Origin of the sequence: Chitinophaga ginsengisegetis (genome assembly GCF_900168065.1) — a bacterium.
Classification (GTDB): Bacteria; Bacteroidota; Bacteroidia; order Chitinophagales; family Chitinophagaceae; genus Chitinophaga; species Chitinophaga ginsengisegetis.
Window position 1 is genome coordinate 339,297 of the sequence record NZ_FUZZ01000002.1, and the last position, 21,500, is coordinate 360,796.

Genomic DNA, 21,500 nt, shown 5'->3' on the forward strand with positions numbered 1-21,500 from the left:
ATTACAATAACTTTACAGGAACTTACAGGTAGCTTTTCAAAACTTATATAATAACAGACACCCGGCAAATTCCAATGGTGGAGGGTGAAAAAATATATTTTTTATTGTTATTTAATAAGAGATATCAACAGGAAGATACTGATGCTGCCGTTCAGGTAGCGGCGGATCGACTGTAATGCCCTGGCCATATGGGATTTCACGGTAACGGCGGAGATATGCATGCGGCTGGCGATGGCTTCATGGCTTAGTCCTTCTTCTTTGGCGAGGCGGTATACCTCCCGTTGCTGGGGCGACAACTGTCCGAGGGCAGCCTGGATAATTTCCTGGTATTGGTATTCCTGTATCCGGTGATCAGTATCGTTTACCATTACTTCCCGGCGGCCCAGCTCTTCCTGGGCGGCGGCTTCGTTGGCCAGTTTGCGGAAACGGTTCAGGACCAGGTTCCTGGTCACAACTTTCAGGTAGGCGTCCAGGTTTTTCACCTCCGGCAGGGTTTCACGTTTCAGCCAGCACTTCAGGAACACATCCTGTACCACTTCTTCAGCGGCAGCCTGCGACCGGAGAAACCGGAATGCCACAGAATACACCTTTGTACGGTAGCGGCTAAACAGCTCCGTAAAAGCATACTCACTGCCCTGTGATAACAGCTCCAGCATTGTGTTCTCATCGTAATTACTCCGGGAAGGCATATCCACGTAATATATGATTACCCGACAAAATAGTTCAAAATATTTTAGCAAAACAAAAAAACCGCAGCCAGGAATGACTGCGGTACTTTTCTTATCCACTCGTTTATCGTTGTAAACTCAACTCTGTATTATGCGAAAACTGTTGTAATGTAGTTGTTATGGTCTTTTCCAGTTCGGCGCCGGAAAGCTCTTTGCGGAAAGCTTTCTCCTCCAGCGCAGACATCACCTTATATAGCGGTTCATTATTTACTTTCTTCTGCAGGTTAATTTCACTGCTTTCACCATAAATTTTATCCCAACTCTTACGTACTACTGTCCAGAAAGCTTTATGTTGTTCCCACCATTCTTTAGCCAGCTGGCATTTGCTTTCGCTGATGCGGTTATAGGTGTTCAATCCTTTCTCTCCTACAATCACCTTATCCGTACCATTTGCGCGGATCACTTTCTTGTTATCCTGCTCATGTACAGATCCGGTAGCAGTGATTTCATGATGATTTACCCGGTGTAATACATTATAGTCCTTGCGGGTGGTGTATTCGCGGCGGGGCAACGGCGCATCAGACGCAGCTTCCCAGTAGTGGCGGCCATCGGCATGTACCCAGGTAGCAGAGCCTTCATAGCGCGGCTCATCATCCACACCATATACTTTCTGCGACCACTGGCCCTTCACCTGGGCAGCGGGCAGGGTGATCTTCTTCCACTGGTTATCCTGTGCATAAGCAAGCAGTTGCTGATTTTCGTACTGCCAGTCTTCCGTCCAGTGCTTGATCACACTGCTGTCTGCAATAAGCAGATGCTGCAATACAATGCGGCGGGGATCTTCGGATGCAACGGTTACATATTCTATGGCGTCAATAATTTTATGATATCCTTTGGGTTTATAGCTGGTATCTGCCGGGAATGTTTCCGTGTATTCAAAGGTCACTTCCTGGCAGCCACACATACTTTTGATAGCTGCTTTATCCTGCGATAGTTTATCGCCGCCCTTTTGCTGGGCTGTTGCTGCCAGCGTCATGAATGCGCCGATGGTTAAAATGGTAATACGTTTCATAAAAATAAAAATGAGTGGTTAGTTGAACTTACGTGTGCCATCCGGCTGATAAGCAAACCGGAAGTTATAGTAACGGCTTATTGAATTCTGATCCGGAGTGGCCGGCGCATCCTTATAATAGCTGGTAACCTCCAGTTTGGCATAATTGCCGTTCGCTGTTTTCAGTACAATCACGGCGCCCGTTACCGGTGAAATCACGTGGGTGGTCATATTGTAGGAATACCAGCCGGTGATGGCTTTCTTTGCGGCAGCATCGGTAGTATAGCCTGTTTCCGGTGCTGTTACCAACTGGCTGAATACGCCGGTAATCACCTGGGCTTCTGCTTTACCCGGTCCGCTGGTACCACCGTTGATGATGATGGTAGTGGCTTTGAAACCAATGTCCCATTTGGTGGTGGCAGAATCGCTGTTGGGGATTACTTTATTGTCTGCAAGACTGTATAAAGTAAAGCTGCCTTTATTCGCTGCGTCGGCGTCGACGTTTGCTACTGTTTTAGTTTCCACTGCAACAACCGGCGGTGTAACGGTATTATCATCATCTTTGCTGCAGGACACCAGTGTAAAAAGCGACAGTGACAGCATACCCGCTGTGAGTATTTGTTTCATATAGTATTTGGTTAATGGTTTACGTGATGATAAAAATTCCAGGTGGCCCCGACAGAATAGATCCTTCCGGGCATGGTGCTGATATGCTGCGCATCCGTGTAGTTAAATACGTTTTCCACAGTGGCCTGCATACGCAGCTGGCGTTTGAACAGGTATTTCGCGGCTGCCAGGTTTACCGTAGCATAACCGGGCACAAACTCGCTGGCCTTATCAGGCGTGTTATTCCCGTTTTCGTCGGTGAAGCCGTATTTGCTGCGGTACAGCACCCGTGTATTCGCGTCTATGCCCAAACGGGAAAGGCTATACGCAACTTTCAGGTTGGCGGAATGATGTGAGCGGTTAAACAATCCGAAGTATTCCTTACGGGTAAGTGCGCGTGTTTCCCCGGTAGTCTCATCTTTCGTATATACTTCCCCGTTCTTTACCTTTTTAAAAAGATCATTGTCCTTTGAACGAAGGTATTGATAACCGGCAGACAGCTGCAAATGGCTACCAATGGCTTGTCCCAGCTCCGCTTCTGCGCCGGCAGTGGTAATGCTGTTGATATTTACATAGCTGTATACAGCGAGGTCGTTTGTTTTTACGGCAATAGCACGGGTGTCTATCAGGTTTTTCACACTGTTGTAAAAGACATTTGCTTTGACGGTGGTGCGGGAAAATGGTTTCCCTTCCACTCCCAGGTTGTATGACCAGGAGCTTTCTGCATCCAGGTTTTTTAGTTGTTCCGGGTCGATGTTTACCTGTTTGATCTGCCCCTGTTTCTCCATTTCTTTCAGGATGTCTGCCGCCAGTTTGGTACCTACCACGGTATAACCTACTGCTGCATTATTGAAATGCAGGTACAGCTGTCGGAAATCAGGTGCGCGGTAGCCGCGGCCTACGGTGCCCAGCAAGCGCCAGTTGGGCGTTAGCTGGTAGGATACCGACAGCTTGGGACTGAACTGGGAAGGGTATTGATTATGTGTATCAAAGCGGCCACCGAGCAATACATTCCAAGCATCTGCCGGTTTCCAGTTTTCCTGTATAAACACATACCCGGTATTAAAGGCCATGCGTTCCTCGTAGCGGGTAGCCTCCAGCGATTCATGCACATACCCCATACCTGCGGTGAGTTGATGTTTCGGGTGCAACTGCCAGTCGGCCTGGTACTCCGGCTTCAGGTATTGCTGGGTAAAAAATGAGGCATCATACAAACTTTTGTCGGCCTGGTAATGCATATCCTCATTGGTGGAGTACCGGGAATAATACAGTCGCAACGTTTGCCTGAAATTCTTTGTCGGCGTATGAATGAGCTGTAATGATCCGTTCATGTCTTTCTCCCTTCCGATATCATCCACCATTCCTTTTACGTCGGAGAAATAGCTGTTGTACTTTTGTTCATAGTAGCGACCAGAGAGAACAGTGCTCCATTTTTCCGACCAGTTGTGCTGCCAGCGCGATTGTGCCGTATATGCTTTAAATGGCGACACGGTAGGTGTACTGCCACCTGTTCCGAGCGTGTATCCGTCACTGTTATAGGCATTTAGGCTGGCAGAGAAAGATCCTTTTTTATAAGGAATACGCGTACTGCCATCGAGGGTATAGGTATTATTAGAGCCATACCGCCCGCTGATACTGCTTATTCCTTCCTTACTGTTGTTGCTGGTAATGATGTTAATAACGCCGGCCAGTGCATCACTGCCATAGAGCGACGAAACGGGGCCTTTTATAATTTCAATCCTTTCAATATTGCCCACTACAATCCTCGACAGGTCGAAGGTGCCGGCAGTTCTGCCGATGAGCGGTTCGCCATCCAGTAATATAAGTGTATATTCTGCTTCCAGTCCCTGCATCTGCACACCTGTTCCGTGGTTGGAGGTGATGAACAGGCCGGTTTGCTCTGCCAGCACCTGCTGCAGCAATACCGCTCCCATAGCCTGTATCTGTTGTTTATGGATCACCGTAACTGGTACGGGTACTTTGCTTAACAGTTGTTCATTCCTGGTGGCGGTAACCACTACTTCCTGTAACACTTTACTGCCGGAAGTAGTGTCGGTTTGGGCCAAAAGGGTCCCTACCCGCATGATGCAGGTGAGCAGGAATAAATGTTTATACATCTTAAGGTTTATCTGAAATTGTGAAGCAAAAGTACGGGCATAAACATCAGTACCTTTACGAGTTTGGGAAAGTTATTTACGAGATACGGAAATTTGCATTTAACTTAGTTGGTCCGGAAAACTAACCGGTGTCCAAACAATTTTAAATCATTACCTGTTCATTAATATATGAAAACACAATACTTCCCGGCGGGCGACAGAGGCGTGAAAGACATAGGCTGGCTGAAAAGCAATTTCTTCTTCAGCTTCAGTGATTTTTACCACCCGATGCGCAGCGCTTTTGGTACGCTGTTCGCCTTCAACGACGACTATGTAGAAGCCGGCAAAGGCTTTGGTATTCATCCACATGTGAATATGGAAATTATTTCCGTTTTGCTGAAAGGAAAGATGAACCATAAAGATACAATGGGATACAGTACCGAGATAGAAGCACCCGCTGTACAGATCATGAGTGCCGGCAGCGGGCTAAGACATGAAGAGTACAATATAGGTACAGAAGAAGTTAACTTCTTACAGATCTGGATTCTTCCCAAACAACAAAACATTTCACCGCGGTATCAGCAGCGGAGTTTCCCCCTGGAAAAACGAAAGAACAAACTGGTAACCATCGTATCCGGTGAAGAAGGAATGCAGCATTGCTGGATCAACCAGAACGCGAAGTTGTCGCTCGGTTATTATGAGCAACCGGCCAGCGTTACCTATACCTTTAACCAGCTGAATAAATGCCTGTTTATCTTTTCCATTTCCGGCAGCCTGAGAGTACAGGACCAGGTACTGCAGCCGCGTGATGCTATCGGGATATGGGAAACCGGTGAGGTGATCCTGCAGTGCGGAGAGAAAACAGAGTTCCTGATTATTGAAACACCTGTCAATCAGAAGTAAGCATCTTCTTAATACATATTAAATACAAACATATTATTAGTTTTATAAAATAATAACATCCAATTTATTCATACAGGTAATTTATTCCACCGGGAATCATTAAATTTATACAGCACCGCTCCAAAGGGTCAATTACCTGTATGATTAATACCTCTCAAAATAATTACATAGGTTTCGAGGTACTCTTTAACCATGCTACCATCAGCATACTGGTTGCCGACAACCAGCACCGGATCGTAATGGCCAACCCCTTCCTGCTTCACCAGTTTGGCTACACAAAAGAAGAAGTTACGGGTCAGTTAGTGAGCTTGTTGCTTATTCACAATGGCAAAGAACAATATGCGGTACGGAAAAACACCAGCCAGTTCCCGGTAGAGATCAACCAGGTTAACCATAGTACCCCTGAAGGAATACTAACGATCATCTATATTACTGATACCACCGATCGCCGCAATGCTGAGATGACGCTCCGCGAGCTTTCACAGCAACGGAAAGAAGCGGTCGTTAAAGACGGTTCGCTCCAGCGGATGAACAGCTTCCTCAACAGTTTATGGACCAGCACCGGCGCCATGATCATCGTAATCAATACCGATGGTTTCATCAGGTGGTTCAACCCGGCAGCAGAAAGGATACTGGGCTACAAAGCCAGCGAAGTGGTGGATGTGTATACCCCGCTGCTGCTGCATGATCCGGAAGAAGTAGCCCTGCGGGCGGAAGAATTTTCACAACAGCTGAATCAGCCGGTTGCTCCCGGTATGGAAACACTTACGATTAAAGCCAGGCTGAACCTGTACAATGAATATGAATGGCAGTACATCCGGAAAGATGGAAGCAGGCTACCGGTTTCCCTGACGGTATCCGCTATCCGCGATGCCTCCGATATTACCGGGTACATCGGCATTGCCATCGACCTTTCCCGCATTAAACAGGCCGAATCAGAGCTGAGAACTTCCCTGGAGAAAGAGCGGGAGCTGAATGAACTTAAATCCAGGTTTGTATCCCTGGCCTCCCACGAATTCAGAACGCCACTCAGCGCTATTCTCTCTTCCATCTACCTGGTGTCCAAATATGAAGCTGATGATGATTTAGCCAAACGGAGTAAACATATTCAACGTATTATTTCCGCGGTAAATATGCTGACGGATATATTAAACGATTTCCTGTCGGTAGGAAAAATAGAAGAAGGAAAGATACAGGTGCGCCCCGGTACTTTTGATGCCGGCAAACATATCAGCAACATTCTCGGTGAAATGGACGGACTCAAAAAAGCCAGACAGAATATTTACTATGCCCACCACGGCGCTGCTCATGCCTGCATGGACCCTACACTATTAAAACACATTGTTATGAATCTTGTATCCAATGCCATCAAGTTTTCTCCGGAGGGAGCCATCATTTCTATCCGTTCACAATGTAGCGACAGCACTTTCCAGTTATCCGTAAAAGACAAGGGAATAGGTATTTCAGAAGAAGACCGCCAGCATCTTTTTGAGCGTTTTTTCCGTAGTCAGCATGTATCCAATATCCAGGGCACCGGACTTGGGCTGCACATTGTAGCCAAATATGCAGAATTAATGAATGGCACAGTTTCCTGTAACAGCGCTCCGGAAAAAGGTACAGAGTTCATTGTTACGGTTCCCTTCCCCAAAACTGACGCTCATGGAAAAAATATTGCTGATTGAAGATAATGCTGCTATCCGTGACAACGTAGCAGAAATCCTTGAACTGGCCAACTACCAGGTGCTCACCGCCACCAACGGCAAAGAAGGCGTGGCAATGGCGCTGGAACACCTCCCCGATCTTATTGTATGCGATATCATGATGCCCGTGCTGGATGGCTACGGCGTATTACACATGCTGCATAAAAATAAAGCCCTGCAAAAAACGCCTTTTATCTTCCTGACAGCCAAAGCAGAAAGAACAGATATACGAAAAGGAATGGAACTGGGCGCAGATGATTATATCACCAAGCCCTTCGAAGGCACGGAATTACTCAGCGCTATAGAAAGCCGCCTGAAAAGATGTGCAGAAATCAAACAGGACACCGTTACCGGTTTACACGGACTCCAGGTATTACTCTCTGCCAGTACCGGCAAGGATCAGCTGACCCTGCTCAAAGAAGACCGTAATACCAATCATTATAAAAAGAAACAAAGCATTTACGCCGCAGGCAATCGCCCGGATCATTTGTACTACCTGCTCCAGGGAAAGGTAAAAACGTATAAACGCAATGATGAAGGAAAAGAACTGATCATTGGTTTATATAACGAAGGAGATTTCCTCGGGTATAATGCCCTGCTTGAAGGCGGTAACTACCAGGAGTATGCAGAGGCGATGGAAGACACGCTGGTAGCGGTGATCCCACAAAAAGATTTTGAACAGCTGATCAGCAGCAACCCCGAAGTGCTGGGGAAATTCATCCAGATGTTATCAAAAGAAATGGCGGAAAAAGAACAACAGCTGATCGGACTGGCATATAACTCGCTTCGTAAAAAAGTAGCGGAAGCGTTACTGATGCTCGATAAAAAATACAATACAAAAGGCAGTAAACATTTTACGATTGATATCAGCCGGGAAAACCTTGCTGCAGTAGCGGGGGTGGCAAAAGAATCACTGATACGTACATTGGGCGATTTCAGGGATGAGCAGCTGATTGCATTGAAAGAGGGTCAGATTGCTTTTCTATCTATCAAAAAACTGGCGGCGCTGGTAAACTGATGTCTATACCTTTTCAGCCGCTATAAAAACGAGGAATGCCACCTTTAACCGCTCGTACTCCTGCATCATTCCTTCCATATCATTTTTCAGCACCGCATACGGATGAGGCGCAGGCACGCCCGCCGGCTGCTTATTCAGCCAGTCGAGCTGCTCCCCTATCTCATGCCGCAACAGGACCAACGACTCTTCCCGGTCCAGCATAGTGAGCTGAAACTCCTCTGCCTCCTCAATGAACGACCGCCGCGTTGTTTCTTTCAACGCTGCCGCCAGCCGGTTGATCAGCGAGGCATTATCTTCCCTTAAGGCTTTCAGGGTCCTGATCCAGTTGCTGCATGCTTCCCGGTAGGCAGCAATAGCTGTTTCAGTCAGAGGTTCATAAGACATATTGATAGTTGCTAATTATAATAGGTTTGCTGCATATGCAGATTCTTATCCGCTCCCCATTTCTTCAATAGCTGACATAGATGTTGCTGGTGATGATTCATCTGCCGGATGTTTGACATTAATTCCATCATCTGGCGGAGATATTGTTCGCCTGGTAAATAGTTTTCCTTTCTTGCCACATCTTCCAGTACAGACAACATGCTTTTGCTTTGCAAAACAAATTCCTTTACTACCCTGTATAGTTTAGAGATGTGTTCCTGTCCGGGTTCCACCACCGGCTCCCGTTTTTTTGATTTTCCGGCCGGCTGCAATTCCTGCTTCATATTGCGCAGGATCACATTGTGATAGATGGATGCCTCCCTGTAAAAATGAATGATGAGATCACTGAAATCCAGGTATAAGCCCGGCAAATTACCGGCAGCCGCCTGTACCTGCGTATAAAATTCTTCCAGCTTTACCAGCACCTGCGCCGTTTCCGGTGCTGCCTTTTCGGCGATACAGCGCTGTATTTCTTCAGCATACCGGTCGTTGTTCCCCGGCATGCCCAGCTGCATATCCAATAATGCTTTCACACCGGCATGACGTCCGTATTGCCTGAAAATATGATTCCCATACTTACGTAAATGCCTGATGGGAAAAAAGAGGAAACCTTCACAAAATTTCCGCTGACGGGATGTAGGAGTTAATCCGCTGAACATGATTTGCATTTTTTTTAACAGTAGGTAAAAGTACCACCGCTGATAGAACGGTGATACCTTCTCGAACAGCACATCTTCACTTTTATTTACGCCAAGGAATCCAGGTGGATGTCCAAATGCTGATGTAAAACTAAGCCGGAATGCATTGCTGAACAATGACGGGCATTACTCCTTCCGTTGACTGTCATCATTCTTTCGGATGACCGGCGTCATTACCCCGCTGCGGAGGCTGATAGTTCATACAGCGGAAAACGAGGAATTTCCTTACTACGCGGCCCTGGCGGGTAACAACAATAGGGGGCAGCGACCGCACCGAACTAAAGAACGGCGACAGCTCTTCTTCCACAAACTCCTGTTCATCCACATCATCGTTTACGTCGGTCAATGAATTGATAAACAGGGCATTTTTTCCTTTTAATGCATTGATATCGGTGCCTATAAAATCAAACTGCAGGGCATTTTCACCAATAATATTACGGGAGTATACCATGCGCCCCAGGTAAAGATTGAGCATGGCACTGGTTTTATAATCATCTGCAGAGAAAATAAAATCATCAGGGTATTCTTCAGACAATGTTTTTACACCGTCGCCCAGCCCTTTCCAGCCAATCATCGTATCATCTGAATGAATAGGTACCGGATAGAAAATGATCTCTACAGCCAGCGCCAGGTGTATTACCAATGAGCAAATCCACTGCCAGCGTACATATTTAAACGTGATCCAGGTGCTGATCCATATAATGCCCGTAATATAGGCAGGCATCATCCAGTTGATCTTTACCCAGTAGATAGGAGAAATCAGGAAGAAAATGCCAAAAACGGGGATAAAAAAGCATAACAGGAAAAGCTGCCGGGCAGAGATCCGGCCAATATGCCATCCGTATTTGCGGACCAGCTTATACACATAATACAGCAATGCAAAGAATAATACCGGCAACAGGATGGCCGCCTGGTGACCAATAACACCGAAAAAATCCAGCGGCCGGAATTCCACGCCCCCTACCCGGTCGGATGACTGGAACCGGAAAGAGGCAAAGTCGTTATCCACATTCCAGATCACTACCGGCAAAATGGTGATACAGAAAACCACGATACTGGCAAAGAACCAGGGCGACCACAAATACCGGCGGTGCTCCCTGGACAGCAACAGGTAAAGCACGGCGCCCGCCGGCAGGAAAATAGCCGTATACTTGCTGTCGAATGCCAGTCCCATTGCAATACCCGCCCATATCCAATATGCTTTACGCTGCTCAAATACCGCCCTGTACATAGCAATCAGCGATAATGTCCAGAACAGCAGCAAAGGCACGTCGGGCGTGGATACCAGTGATAAGATGGTGATCATCAGCGTAGCGCCCAGCAACAGCAGGCTATTCCAGGCTCGTTCCCGGGGAAGGAAGCATGCCGACAAGCGATAAAAAGCCAGCAGGGTACCGATGGTTACGAGGGTATCTGCCAGCTTGATCACAAATACATGCCGGCCCAATAAATCGGTAAAAGCACGCAGGATCCATGCTATTGCCGGAGGGTGGTCGAAATATGACAGGGCGAAGTGTTGTCCGTAGAAATAATAATAGGCATCCTGGGGCATAGCTCCCATGATCCCTGTAAATGAAAATCTCATCAACACAATAATCCCGATGGCAACAGCCACCCACTTATTTGCTGTGATATAGGCCATGAAACGATTACTCCCCGATAGATCCCGCATATGTTAGGCTGACAGTTGTGATAGTGTGATCAGAGTCGTTCCTTCCACAATCTCTGTGCCGCTTGGTAATTTTATACCAGTTGCTTAACTATAATTAACACTACTGCACTGGTTATGTTCAGCCTCAAACAGCGGCTAATCCGCGTTCAGGCGTAAGGGTAATGCCGTCTGTTGTTTCAACTACCGGAAGAAATCGCGCGTGGTGGCCAACTTCCTTCCAGCCGGGCGGTGAGGTAAGTGATGTACATTTTCAGGCGGGAAGAGTAGAAATTCCGCATCAGACCGTCCTATCACCCGTCGGGCAAATCAATCTTTAAAGATGATAAAAAATTATGAATTACAAATCCTTAATTCATAATTCGTAAATTTAACAGACCTCCTTTCACCAAAACAACCCTGCATGGCTGGACAGATCAATTTACCGGAGCATATCAAAGGTTTGGATGAAGCAGCTGTTACTGCTTCAAGAGAACAACATGGCAGCAATACCCCTCCGGAACCTGTTACCAGTCCACTGAAGGCCGTATTGAAAGAAATCACGGAAGAGCCCATGCTGGTATTACTCATAGCAGTAACCGCCATTTATTTTGTGATGGGAGAACTGGGCGAGGCGTATTTCATGCTGGCTGCCATTGCATTGGTATCGGGTATTTCGTTTTACCAGGATAGCCGCAGCCGTAAAGCGCTGGAAGCGCTGGAGAAAATGAATGAGCCACTCAGCACGGTTATCCGCAGCGGGGAACTGAAAAGTATCCCTACCAGCGAAATTGTGAAGGGAGATATGATGCTGGTGTCCGAAGGTAATACGATCAATGCCGATGGCATCATTGTACATAGCAATGACTTTTCTGTCAACGAATCGGCCCTCACCGGCGAAGCCTACGCCGTATTCAAACAAAGCGACAGTGAAGACAATAAAGTGTACAGCGGCACCGTAGTAGTGTCCGGACTCGCTATCTGTGAAGTACAGGACATAGGCGCGCAAACAAAAATCGGCCAGCTGGGAGAAGCCATCCTCAATATCAAAGAAGAAATAACGCCACTGCAACAACAGATCCGGCAGTTTGTAAAATGGATGGCCGTAGCCGGTGTGATCGTTTTCCTGGGAGTATGGCTGTTTAATTACATCCGCAGCGGGAGCCTTACCGACAGCCTGCTGAAAGGGCTAACGCTGGCCATGTCTATTTTACCCGAAGAAATACCGGTGGCCTTCACCACCTTTATGGCACTGGGTTCCAGGCGACTGATGCAGATGGGGATTATTGTAAAAAGGATCCGTACCGTGGAAGCATTAGGCAGCGCCACCGTTATCTGCACCGATAAAACAGGTACCATTACTGAAAATAAAATGAGCCTGCAGGCGGTGTATAACGGCGCCGACTACACGATATATGAAGCCGGTCACTTTCCGCCAGCGCTGATCACCAGCGCCATGTGGGCCAGTGAGCCGGTACCGTTTGATCCGATGGAGAAAACACTGCACCGGCTATACGAAGAAATGACGCCGGTGGATGAACGCACCAATTACACAATGGTGCATGAATATCCACTGGAAGGCAAGCCTCCCATGATGACGCATATTTTTGAGAACGCAGCGGGCAAACGCATCGTGGCAGCGAAAGGAGCGCCGGAAGCGATACTACAGGTTTCCCATCTCCCGGAAAAAGAAAAACAAACGATCCTCGACCAGGTAAATATACTGGCAGCAAAAGGCTACCGGGTACTGGGAGTAGCCACTTCGGATTTTATCGGTACCAACTACCCCGCCACGCAACAGGAGCTGCCGTTTGTTTTTGTGGGTTTGCTGGCCTTCTACGATCCTCCCAAAAGCAATATCAGAAAGGTATTCCAACAATTTTACCAGGCGGGTATTAAGGTAAAGATCATTACCGGCGACAACGCCGTTACCACCCGCGCCATTGCACAACAGGCCGGGTTACAGCAGGCAGATGAAGCAGTAAACGGTGATACCCTGATGCAGATGAACGAAAACAAGATGCAGCAAACCTTACAGTCCGTCAACATTTTTACACGCATGTTCCCCGAAGCAAAACTGGCCGCCATCAATGCCTTGAAAGCCGACAATGAAGTGGTGGCCATGACCGGCGACGGCGTGAATGATGGTCCTGCGCTGAAGGCCGCTCATATTGGCATTGCAATGGGCAAAAAAGGAACGGAGATCGCCAAACAGGCCGCAGCGCTGATCCTGGTGAATGATGATCTCAGCAACATGGTGGATGCCATTGCAATGGGACGGAGAATTTATACCAATATAAAAAAGGCGGTACAGTATATCATCTCTATTCACATCCCGATTATCCTTACCGTATCTTTGCCACTGTTTCTCGGCTGGATCTATCCCAATATATTTACGCCCGTGCATGTGATCTTCCTGGAAGTAATTATGGGCCCTACCTGTTCTATCGTATATGAAAATGAACCGATGGAAGAAAATGCCATGTTACAACCACCCCGGCCTATTACACAAACCTTTCTCTCTTTCCGGGAAATGAATATCAGCATCCTGCAGGGACTGATCATCACGGCAGGTGTACTAACGGCCTACCAGTGGAGCGTAGCAAGGGATTCGGGGGAAGTGCTCACCCGCAGCATGGTGTTCACTACGCTGGTTCTCGCAAATATTTTTCTTACCTTGGTGAACCGTTCATTCTATTACTCCTTTATACACAGCATGCGCAACCGGAACAAACTGATGGTGGGCGTAATTGGTATCACCCTGTTGTTGCTGGCAGCCATGTTATATATTCCGCCGGTGGCGCGGTTCTTCAGTATTACCGGTCTTTCTGTATATGAACTGCTGCTGTGCACCGCCATCAGCGCAGCATCGGTATTATGGTTTGAAATATGGAAACTGGGGAAGAGAAAATTTCAGCGCAATTAAACTGATGATATTATGAAGGTATTCACAACAAGGGTTATTCCGGAAGAAGGGTTATCACTCCTGCAACGTGCAGGCTTTACCGTTACACAGTGGTCGGAAGAAAAAGAAATGACGCCCGCACAAAGAGTACAATATTGCAAAGACAGTGATGCCCTGCTTTTTGCCGGTGGCGAAAAACTGGACCGGGCATTTTTGGAACAATGCCGCCACCTGAAAGTGATCAGTCTTTTATCCGTAGGATACGATAACGTAGATCTGAAAGCGGCTACAGAACTGGGATTACAGATCACTAACACGCCTGGCGTATTAAGTAACGCCACCGCCGATACCGCCTTTTTACTGATGTTATCCGTAGCACGAAAGGCATTCTATCAACATAAAAGGATTTTAAAAGGCGAATGGGGATTCTCTACTCCTACCGCCAATCTCGGCACCGATATAGAAGGAAAAACACTGGGCATATGGGGACTCGGCAACATAGGTACGGTAATGGCTAAACGCTGCAAGGCTGCTTTTGGTATGAAAATCATTTACTGCAACCGCCATCGCAACGAAGCCGCTGAAAAAGAGCTGGACGCCACCTTTGTTACCTTTGATGAGTTGCTGCAACAAAGCGATGTTATCAGCATACACACCTCTCTTACACCTGAAACAAAAGAAAAGTTTAATAAAGAAGCCTTCCGTAAAATGAAGCCCACCGCCATTTTCATCAATGCAGCACGCGGAGGCATCCACAATGAAACAGATCTCATTGCCGCTTTACAGGAAGGGCAAATATGGGGCGCCGGGCTGGATGTTACCAATCCGGAACCCATGCACCCGGACAATCCGCTGCTGGAAATGCCTACCGTAGCAGTACTGCCGCATATTGGCTCGGCCACACTGGAAACCCGCAACGCCATGTCCAGGATTGCTGCTCAGAATGTAATTGCTGCCTTAACCGGCCAACCTGTGCCCAACCCGGTGAATCATATTTATGACCTGTAAACAAGTACCATCGGGCTGATATATTCCTTAACTTTAGTTAAAGCACAGCAGCATGAAAAAGGTCGCTATCATCGGCGGATTACGTATCCCTTTCGTAAGATCCTTTAAAGAGTACAATCATATCAGCAACCAGGAAATGTTAACCACTGTATTGAGCGCATTGGTGGACAAATACCAGCTTTCCGGAAAACGGCTGGGAGAAGTGGCGCTGGGCGCATTGCTGAACCGCTCCACCGATTGGAACTTTGCCAGGGAGTGCGTGCTGGGCACCTCGCTGGATCCCCATACGCCCGCCTATGGTGTGCTGAGAGCCTGCGGTACCAGCCTGGATACCACTATACAACTCGGCCTCCGCATTGGCTGCGGACAAATAGATACCGCCATCAGCGGCGGCAGCGATACCAACAGCGATATTCCGTTGCTGTTCCAGCAACAGCTGGCGTGGAAGCTGGCCGATCTGCGGGCCGCAAAAACCTTTTCCCAACGGCTAAAAATACTGGCCTCTATCCGCCTCAAAGACCTGAAGCCATTATATCCTTCCATCGTGGAACCCAGAACGGGCTTGTCGATGGGGCAACACACCGAAAAAATGGTAAAGGAATGGGGCATTACGCGCGAAGAGCAGGATGCGCTGGCATACCGGAGCCATATGAATGCCGCAAAGGCTTATGAAGAAGGCTTTTTCAATGACCTCATTATTCCTTATAAAGGTGTGAAAAGAGATACTATTGTGCGGGCCGATACCACACCGGAGAAACTGGCTGCATTGAAGCCGGCTTTCGATTTCAGCGGCAAGGGCTCCCTGACAGCAGGTAACAGCACTTTGTATACCGACGGCGCAGCCGCTTTGCTGATGGCCTCCGAAGAGTTTGCGCAGCAACAGAACTGGCCCGTGCTGGCCCATCTTGTAGATGCGGAAACCGCCGCCGTGGATTATGTAAACGGCGAAGGATTGCTAATGGCGCCTACCTACGCCGTGGCGCGTATGCTGAAACGCAATCACCTGAAGCTACAAGACTTTGATATCTATGAAATCCATGAAGCCTTCAGCGGGCAGGTACTCTGCACACTGAAGGCATGGGAAGATGCGGCCTATTGCAAAAAACTCGGCTGGGATACGCCGCTGGGAAGTATCGACCGGGACAAACTAAATACAAAAGGCGGCAGCGTGGCTATTGGCCATCCCTTTGCGGCCACCGGCGCACGTATAGTAGCGCAAACCGCTAAAATGCTGCAACAGCGCGGCAGCGGCCGGGCGTTAATTTCTATTTGCACCGCCGGCGGCATGGGCGTAACAGCTATCTTAGAAAGCTAAGCACTCCCTACTTTTTTAATGATGCCAGGTAGGTAACCAGGTCAACCAGTTCCTGCTGCGACATAGCTGTAGCGAGGCCGGTGGGCATCAGTGAATGTTCATATGCTTTCCGGGATACAATGGTGCTTTTTTGCAGTTTTACACCCTGACCGCCGGCGGTACGCACATCTACTTCCTCTTTTGTTTCTCCGGCAATATAACCCAATACCTGTGAGCCATCTTTTAGCTTAAAGAAATAGCCTTCAAAGCCAAAGCTGATGCCTGCATCCGGTTCGATAATGGCATCGTAGATAGCGCTTTTAGTAAGCTTACTGCCAATTTCTGTTAATGCAGGTCCGAAGTTCACGCCGGAATTTCCATCCAGGTGGCAGGTAGCGCAATAAGTATTAAATACTTTTTTTCCTCCGGAGATGTTGCCCGGCAGGGTCACCAGCTTATCTACGGGCAGCAGGTCGTGGTGTACTGCTGCAGGCTCATAATGGGCTACGGCTTTGGCTTTGATGTCCTGCCGCCATGCGTGTGTAAGCACCGCCCTGGCTACCGTATCTAAATCGGCGGGGAGCGATTTGCCTTCCACCATATTCCACAGATCTTCAAATCCGTCCCATCCGTGACCAAGATTACGCGTGGCCTGTTGTCGTAACGGTAAAGAGTATACGTTGTTGCGCATCAGTGTAGAAAGCAACGTCCGGCTGGTGCGGTCCTGTGTTTTGCCGACGGCGTTTATCAGTGAGATGGCAGATGCCGAATCCTTTTTTGAAATGGTTTTTATCACCAGCAGTTGTCCGCCGCTTTGCAGCAGCGCTTTCATCGCGTATCCCTGGAGATCTTCGCGCTTTGAATCCAGCACCATCTGTAAAAGCGTTTCATTCTGATCGCGGACATGGTACTTTAACACGAGGTCAACAAATTCCATATGCCCTTTGAATGCGGCCAGGCTGTTACGGAGCAGGGCTGCGATGTCCGGCGTTTTAGGTACTGCTTTCTCATCCAGTTGTATAAATGCCAGTGCATTGATATAGGCTTGCTGCGGATGCTGTCCTTTCAGTAATCCCAGCAGCACGGGCGTGCTTGCTGCGGTGGGATAGAAATCAAATGCGCGGAAGTAGCGTTTGTTTTGCAGGGGATCTGCATCCGGTTCCAGGATCAAAGCGGCCAGCAACGGCAGCGCCGCCGGTGTTCTGGCACGCCAGATAATATCATGGTCTGCTTCGGGGTGTTTTGTATTAGGTGGTAATTTCCGCCATTCATTAAAGCAGGCATCCCAGTTGCCATCTGCTGCAATGCCCAGTGCTTCCAGGTACCACCGGTCATTTCCGTTGTATTGTGCAGCGAGCAATGCCCAGTTGGCAGGCATGTCTTTTTCATGGCTGTGATGCATGGCCAATAGCAACTGGCGGCGCACTGCAACGGAAGCATCTGTTACCAGCATATTGCCGTAGGATACGCCGGTTTCCCTGGCGGCGCGGATGGCCGTGATGCGGATATCTTCATCTTTATCTTTCAGGGCCGCCTGCACATAGCCGTTACCGTTAGGCAGCCTGCTGAGCAGCCACAGGGCGCGGGCCCGGTAGCGGGGGTTGGCGCTGTTATACAGCTCCTGTAGTTCCTTTTCTGCAGCCGCGCCCATGCCGGAGAGTTTTGTCCATGCGAGGTAGCGGGTACTGAGATTAGGATTTTTCAATGCGGCAATGGCATCGGCGGCAGTATTGAGCACCGGTGGCTTCACCTTATAGGCGCTACCGGGCGGGGCTATACGAAATACACGGCCCCGGTTCAGGTCGGCTACCTGGTGACCGCCAACGCCGGGATCGTACCAGTCGGCTACAAACAGGGATCCGTCAGGCGCCACGCACACATCAGATGGCCTGAACCACTGATCGGAACTGCTTTCCAGGATATTTTCAATAGTTGCCGTATAGCCGGCGCCGTATTTTTTTACGGGATAAGACCTTACCACATTATGGCCAGGCTCTCCGTGGATCATCTGGTTACGGAAAGGGGCGGGCAACAGCTCTCCTTCATAGATCACCATACCTGTAGGCGAACCCGAACCCGTTTGCAACAGGTTGGGCACTACACCGGGGTCATTGAGGTGCCAGTGCCGGTATGGAATGGAGTCTTCCATATTCATACGGCGGGATGACCAGCCTGCGCCGGTCATCTCATCCGTATAACCATAGTTGCCATGTTCAAGAATATAGTTGATGCGAACGCCCCTGTTGCCATCGTCGTCGTTATCGCTCTGCCACATGTTACCAAAAGCATCCACCGCTACTTCGTAGTTGTTACGGAAGTTATGCGCCATTACTTCCAGGTTGCTGCCATCTTCATTACAGCGGAAAATCATTCCCTGGCGATAAGGCTTCCCTTTGTTGGCGATGAGGTTACCTTCTGCATCCTGGATCACATTTCCATTCTTGTCAAGTATGCTGTCGCCGGCGTTGCCGAAATTGAAATACAGTTTTCCGTCGGGACCAAAGGTGAATGAATGAATGGCATGATCGTGCTGTACGCCACCGATACCGCGGAACAGCAATTCTTTTTTATCTGCTTTATCATCTCCGTTGGTATCTGTAAAAATAAAAACGTTCGGACTGCAGGACACAATCACTTTATTTCCCAGCACACAAATACCCAGTGCCGCATTTATGCAGGTATCCTGGTAAAATACTTTAGCCGTGTCTGCCTTTCCATCTCCGTTCAAATCTTCCAGGATCATAATACGATCACCGGCAGCCTTATAAGGATGCCCCGGATTTAACTCATTGCGGTAGTTATAGGCTTCCGTGATCCATACCCGGCCCTTCTCATCGATATCCATATTGGTAGGATTCATGATGCTGGGTTCACTGGCAAACAGGGTTGTTTCCAAACCGGAAAGCGTTTTTAGTCCATGTACGGCATTTTCAGGCAGTCGTTGCTGCGCTTCCGTTAGTACAGGTGGCGGCGTTGCCGGCTTGTTGGATTGGCATGCGCTGATAACAACAGTTACCATAAATATCGCCCGGTGAATGTATTTCATATACGCGGAATAATTAATTGTCAATATAACACGTATTAAAAGTAATAAATAAATTCACATTTTTTCATAAAAAAACCCGTCCCGGGAAACCGGGACGGGTGGTCCATTGTCATCCATTTCACCGAATAAATAATTCGTTGCAGGCATAAAGCAGATACCATGCCGGAAATGAATGAATAACTTAGTGCAGTATTTTTTCCAGTTCTTTCTCTAATGCCTCCCCCCTCAGATTAGTAGCAATAATTCGTCCTTGCGGGTCGAGCAGAAAATTCTGTGGAATAGAGTGGATCATATACAATTTAGCGATATCACTTTTCCACCATTTCAGATCGCTTACATGATGCCACACAAGGCCATCCTTTTCAATAGCGGCGGTCCATTTTGCTTCATCGCCGGTTCTGTCGAGGGAAACACCCAGGATATCAAAATTCTTATCCTTGAATTTATTGTATGCCTTTACCACGTTAGGATTTTCAGCGCGGCAGGGACCACACCAGCTGGCCCAGAAATCGAGCAAAACATATTTACCTCTCAGGTCAGACAGCTTCATGGTTTTACCATCCGGAGTAGCTGCAGAAAAATCAGGAGCTACCTGGTTCTTTCCCAGTAATGCAGAGGCTTTCAGCAAGTCTGCTGCTTTTTGTCCGAGGCTGGACTGGCGTAACGCCAATGGAAATTTATCAAACAGTTTCTGCGTACCTTCTACGTCTTCTACACGGCCCCCCATGCCTTCATAAAGCGTAGCGAGGCTTACATAATAATCAGTGTGCGCCAGCATAAACTTTTCCTGCAGCGCTTCTCTCTCTTCTGCCAGTTTTCTGAAAGTCATGCTCATGGCATAGTAGCCGGTGGTATCCCTTTCTGCCTGCATCATCATTTTCTGTCCGATAGCGCGGAGGGAATCCATACTTTTTGTAACCGGCGCCAGCACAGCATCCATTTCCAGCTGTTGTCTGGTAATAACCGAACCTTTGATCACCGCACCGGATAAGGCGTTGGGCTCACCGGCAGTTTTGAGTGTGAAGGTTATTTTGTCGTTTGGCGTAATGTACAACGCCTGGTTACCACGCAAAGGCTTATCCACTGCTTTGGTGCCTACGCTTAACATCGCGGCTAATGTATCTGTTACTTCATACTGCAGTTTGAAAGCGCCTTTTTCTATCAGTGCAGAATCCAGTTTTTTGTAGCCGTTACCGGATACATTGAAGAGGTAGATGTATTCATTGTCAAAGGCCACGGGTATTTTACCGGTAATGACAGATTTCTTTTGTGCAAATGCACCTGAAACGGCCACTGTTGCCAGGCAGCCGAGAATCATTTTTTTCATACGATGAATGATTGGTTGGTTTTGCCCGAAAGTATAAAAATGCAACAGCCCCTTCAAATGCTTAATGACAGGCGGTTAATGAACCGTGATTACCGGCGGGGCTCAGGGAACAAGCACCAGCCTGCTACCACCGGGAACTTCGCGTGCCCAGGCAGTAGCTACTTCACTCAGCGGCATCTCTATAGTGTTAATCTGCAGTTTTCCTTCAGCGGCCTTTTTCATAATTTCCGGTAATACTTTAAAGATGGCTTCTATAGATACGCTGCCACCGCCACTTCCCATGATTTCCAGCCGCGAACTGCGCAATGCCCCGGAAGGAAGTGAAATAGGATCTCCGGCCATACTGCCTACCTGTACCAGGCGTGTGCGCGGTGCTTCCTTCCTCAAGCTATTACCCGTTAGTGCTGTAATAAGCGTCATTACCGGTTCTCCCCACAGGTAATCTATTACCACATCATAAGGTTGAGCGGCAAAAGCTTTTACAAGGTTTTCGGGAGATTGATCCAGCGGTATACATTCATCTGCTCCAAGCGCGCGCAGTTGTTCCAGCACGGCTTTATTACGACCGGCGGCAATCACTTTGCCCGCACCCAGCAATTTTGCAACCTGTACTGCCAGTTGCCCCGATGTGCCGGTGGCGCCGAGAATCAACACAGTTTCTCCGGGTTGCAGCTGCGCCCTGTAGATTAGTGCCAGCCAGGACGACATAGCAGGATTAAAAATAGCCGCGGCAGTGGCATCCGGGAGGCCATCCAGAAGCGGCATGCTCCAACCCTGCGTGGTGATGCTTAATTCCGCGAAAGTGCCATAAGGCTTACGTACGGCGCCGAAATACACACGTGAGCCATCTGCCAGCAGGCCCACGCCGTCCACACCGGGAACAAGGGATTGATCGCCGCCCGCAGAATAGTGCTTTCCGGCCGCAATGGATTTCACCACATGGTGTATAGCGGCGGCCTTTACCTGTACGATCTGTTCTTTTTCTCCAGCTACAGGATCAGCGAAATATCCATACTGAGGAACCTGACCGGGAGTTACAATTGCTGCATTCATCTTATTTGCATTTTTGTATCACAAAGGTGCACGACGAAAAAACAGGATCACTTTAC

At 48.3% G+C, this 21,500-nt stretch carries 16 protein-coding genes; 6 read left to right on the forward strand and 10 right to left on the reverse strand.

The window, feature by feature from the left end:
* Nucleotides 1-107: 107 nt before the first annotated feature.
* The 4 genes from B5Z18_RS15035 to B5Z18_RS15050 form a co-directional block, all read right to left on the reverse strand.
* On the reverse strand, nt 108-689 hold the full coding sequence (locus B5Z18_RS15035) for an RNA polymerase sigma factor (RefSeq protein ID WP_079470304.1): 582 nt from the start codon (nt 687-689) through the stop codon (nt 108-110).
* A gap of 103 nt (nt 690-792) precedes the next feature.
* Nucleotides 793-1,740 carry a DUF6607 family protein gene (locus B5Z18_RS15040; RefSeq protein ID WP_079470305.1) on the reverse strand — a complete coding sequence of 316 codons (948 nt, stop codon included), beginning with the start codon at nt 1,738-1,740 and terminating at the stop codon, nt 793-795.
* Nucleotides 1,741-1,758: 18 nt separating this feature from the next.
* Nucleotides 1,759-2,346 (reverse strand): HmuY family protein, encoded by a 588-nt coding sequence (locus tag B5Z18_RS15045; protein ID WP_200817286.1) that lies wholly within the window; start codon nt 2,344-2,346, stop codon nt 1,759-1,761.
* Between the two features lie 11 nt (nt 2,347-2,357).
* A complete protein-coding gene (locus tag B5Z18_RS15050) occupies nt 2,358-4,442 on the reverse strand; it encodes a TonB-dependent receptor plug domain-containing protein (protein WP_079470306.1) in 2,085 nt (694 codons plus the stop codon).
* 168 nt (nt 4,443-4,610) lie between these two features.
* On the opposite strand from B5Z18_RS15050, the gene B5Z18_RS15055 reads away from it, so the two are divergent.
* The 3 genes from B5Z18_RS15055 (at nt 4,611) to B5Z18_RS15065 (ending at nt 8,042) form a co-directional block, all read left to right on the forward strand.
* On the forward strand, nt 4,611-5,324 hold the full coding sequence (locus B5Z18_RS15055; protein ID WP_079470307.1) for a pirin family protein: 714 nt from the start codon (nt 4,611-4,613) through the stop codon (nt 5,322-5,324).
* 140 nt (nt 5,325-5,464) lie between these two features.
* Entirely contained in the window at nt 5,465-7,006 is a 1,542-nt protein-coding gene (locus B5Z18_RS15060) for a sensor histidine kinase (protein WP_079470308.1), read from the forward strand.
* Nucleotides 6,984-8,042 carry a response regulator gene (locus B5Z18_RS15065; protein WP_079470309.1) on the forward strand — a complete coding sequence of 353 codons (1,059 nt, stop codon included), beginning with the start codon at nt 6,984-6,986 and terminating at the stop codon, nt 8,040-8,042. Before B5Z18_RS15060 ends, B5Z18_RS15065 begins: the two co-directional genes overlap by 23 nt.
* A gap of 3 nt (nt 8,043-8,045) precedes the next feature.
* Here B5Z18_RS15065 and B5Z18_RS15070 read toward each other — a convergent pair whose 3' ends face one another.
* From B5Z18_RS15070 to B5Z18_RS15080, 3 genes are all read right to left on the reverse strand, one after another.
* Nucleotides 8,046-8,426 (reverse strand): hypothetical protein, encoded by a 381-nt coding sequence (locus B5Z18_RS15070; RefSeq protein WP_079470310.1) that lies wholly within the window; start codon nt 8,424-8,426, stop codon nt 8,046-8,048.
* Nucleotides 8,427-8,437: 11 nt separating this feature from the next.
* Complete coding sequence (locus B5Z18_RS15075; RefSeq protein WP_133256151.1) at nt 8,438-9,124, reverse strand: hypothetical protein; 687 nt, start codon at nt 9,122-9,124, stop codon at nt 8,438-8,440.
* A 187-nt stretch (nt 9,125-9,311) separates the two neighbouring features.
* On the reverse strand, nt 9,312-10,805 hold the full coding sequence (locus tag B5Z18_RS15080; protein ID WP_159454317.1) for an ArnT family glycosyltransferase: 1,494 nt from the start codon (nt 10,803-10,805) through the stop codon (nt 9,312-9,314).
* 430 nt (nt 10,806-11,235) lie between these two features.
* Between B5Z18_RS15080 and B5Z18_RS15085 the strand changes: the two genes are divergently transcribed.
* From B5Z18_RS15085 to B5Z18_RS15095, 3 genes are read left to right on the forward strand one after another with little or no spacing between them, the layout of a single operon-like run.
* The gene (locus B5Z18_RS15085) at nt 11,236-13,737 is read left to right on the forward strand and encodes a cation-translocating P-type ATPase (RefSeq protein WP_079470313.1); all 2,502 of its coding nucleotides are present in this window, start codon (nt 11,236-11,238) and stop codon (nt 13,735-13,737) included.
* Between the two features lie 12 nt (nt 13,738-13,749).
* The gene (locus tag B5Z18_RS15090) at nt 13,750-14,724 is read left to right on the forward strand and encodes a 2-hydroxyacid dehydrogenase (RefSeq protein WP_079470314.1); all 975 of its coding nucleotides are present in this window, start codon (nt 13,750-13,752) and stop codon (nt 14,722-14,724) included.
* A gap of 52 nt (nt 14,725-14,776) precedes the next feature.
* The gene (locus B5Z18_RS15095) at nt 14,777-16,039 is read left to right on the forward strand and encodes an acetyl-CoA C-acetyltransferase (protein ID WP_079470315.1); all 1,263 of its coding nucleotides are present in this window, start codon (nt 14,777-14,779) and stop codon (nt 16,037-16,039) included.
* 7 nt (nt 16,040-16,046) lie between these two features.
* On the opposite strand, the gene B5Z18_RS15100 is transcribed toward B5Z18_RS15095, so the two are convergent.
* From B5Z18_RS15100 to B5Z18_RS15110, 3 genes are all read right to left on the reverse strand, one after another.
* Nucleotides 16,047-19,064, reverse strand: a complete 3,018-nt coding sequence (locus B5Z18_RS15100; protein WP_079470316.1) for a PVC-type heme-binding CxxCH protein — start codon at nt 19,062-19,064, stop codon at nt 16,047-16,049.
* A gap of 181 nt (nt 19,065-19,245) precedes the next feature.
* Nucleotides 19,246-20,391 carry a TlpA disulfide reductase family protein gene (locus tag B5Z18_RS15105; protein ID WP_079470317.1) on the reverse strand — a complete coding sequence of 382 codons (1,146 nt, stop codon included), beginning with the start codon at nt 20,389-20,391 and terminating at the stop codon, nt 19,246-19,248.
* Between the two features lie 102 nt (nt 20,392-20,493).
* Nucleotides 20,494-21,444, reverse strand: a complete 951-nt coding sequence (locus B5Z18_RS15110; protein ID WP_079470318.1) for a quinone oxidoreductase family protein — start codon at nt 21,442-21,444, stop codon at nt 20,494-20,496.
* Nucleotides 21,445-21,500 lie beyond the last annotated feature (56 nt).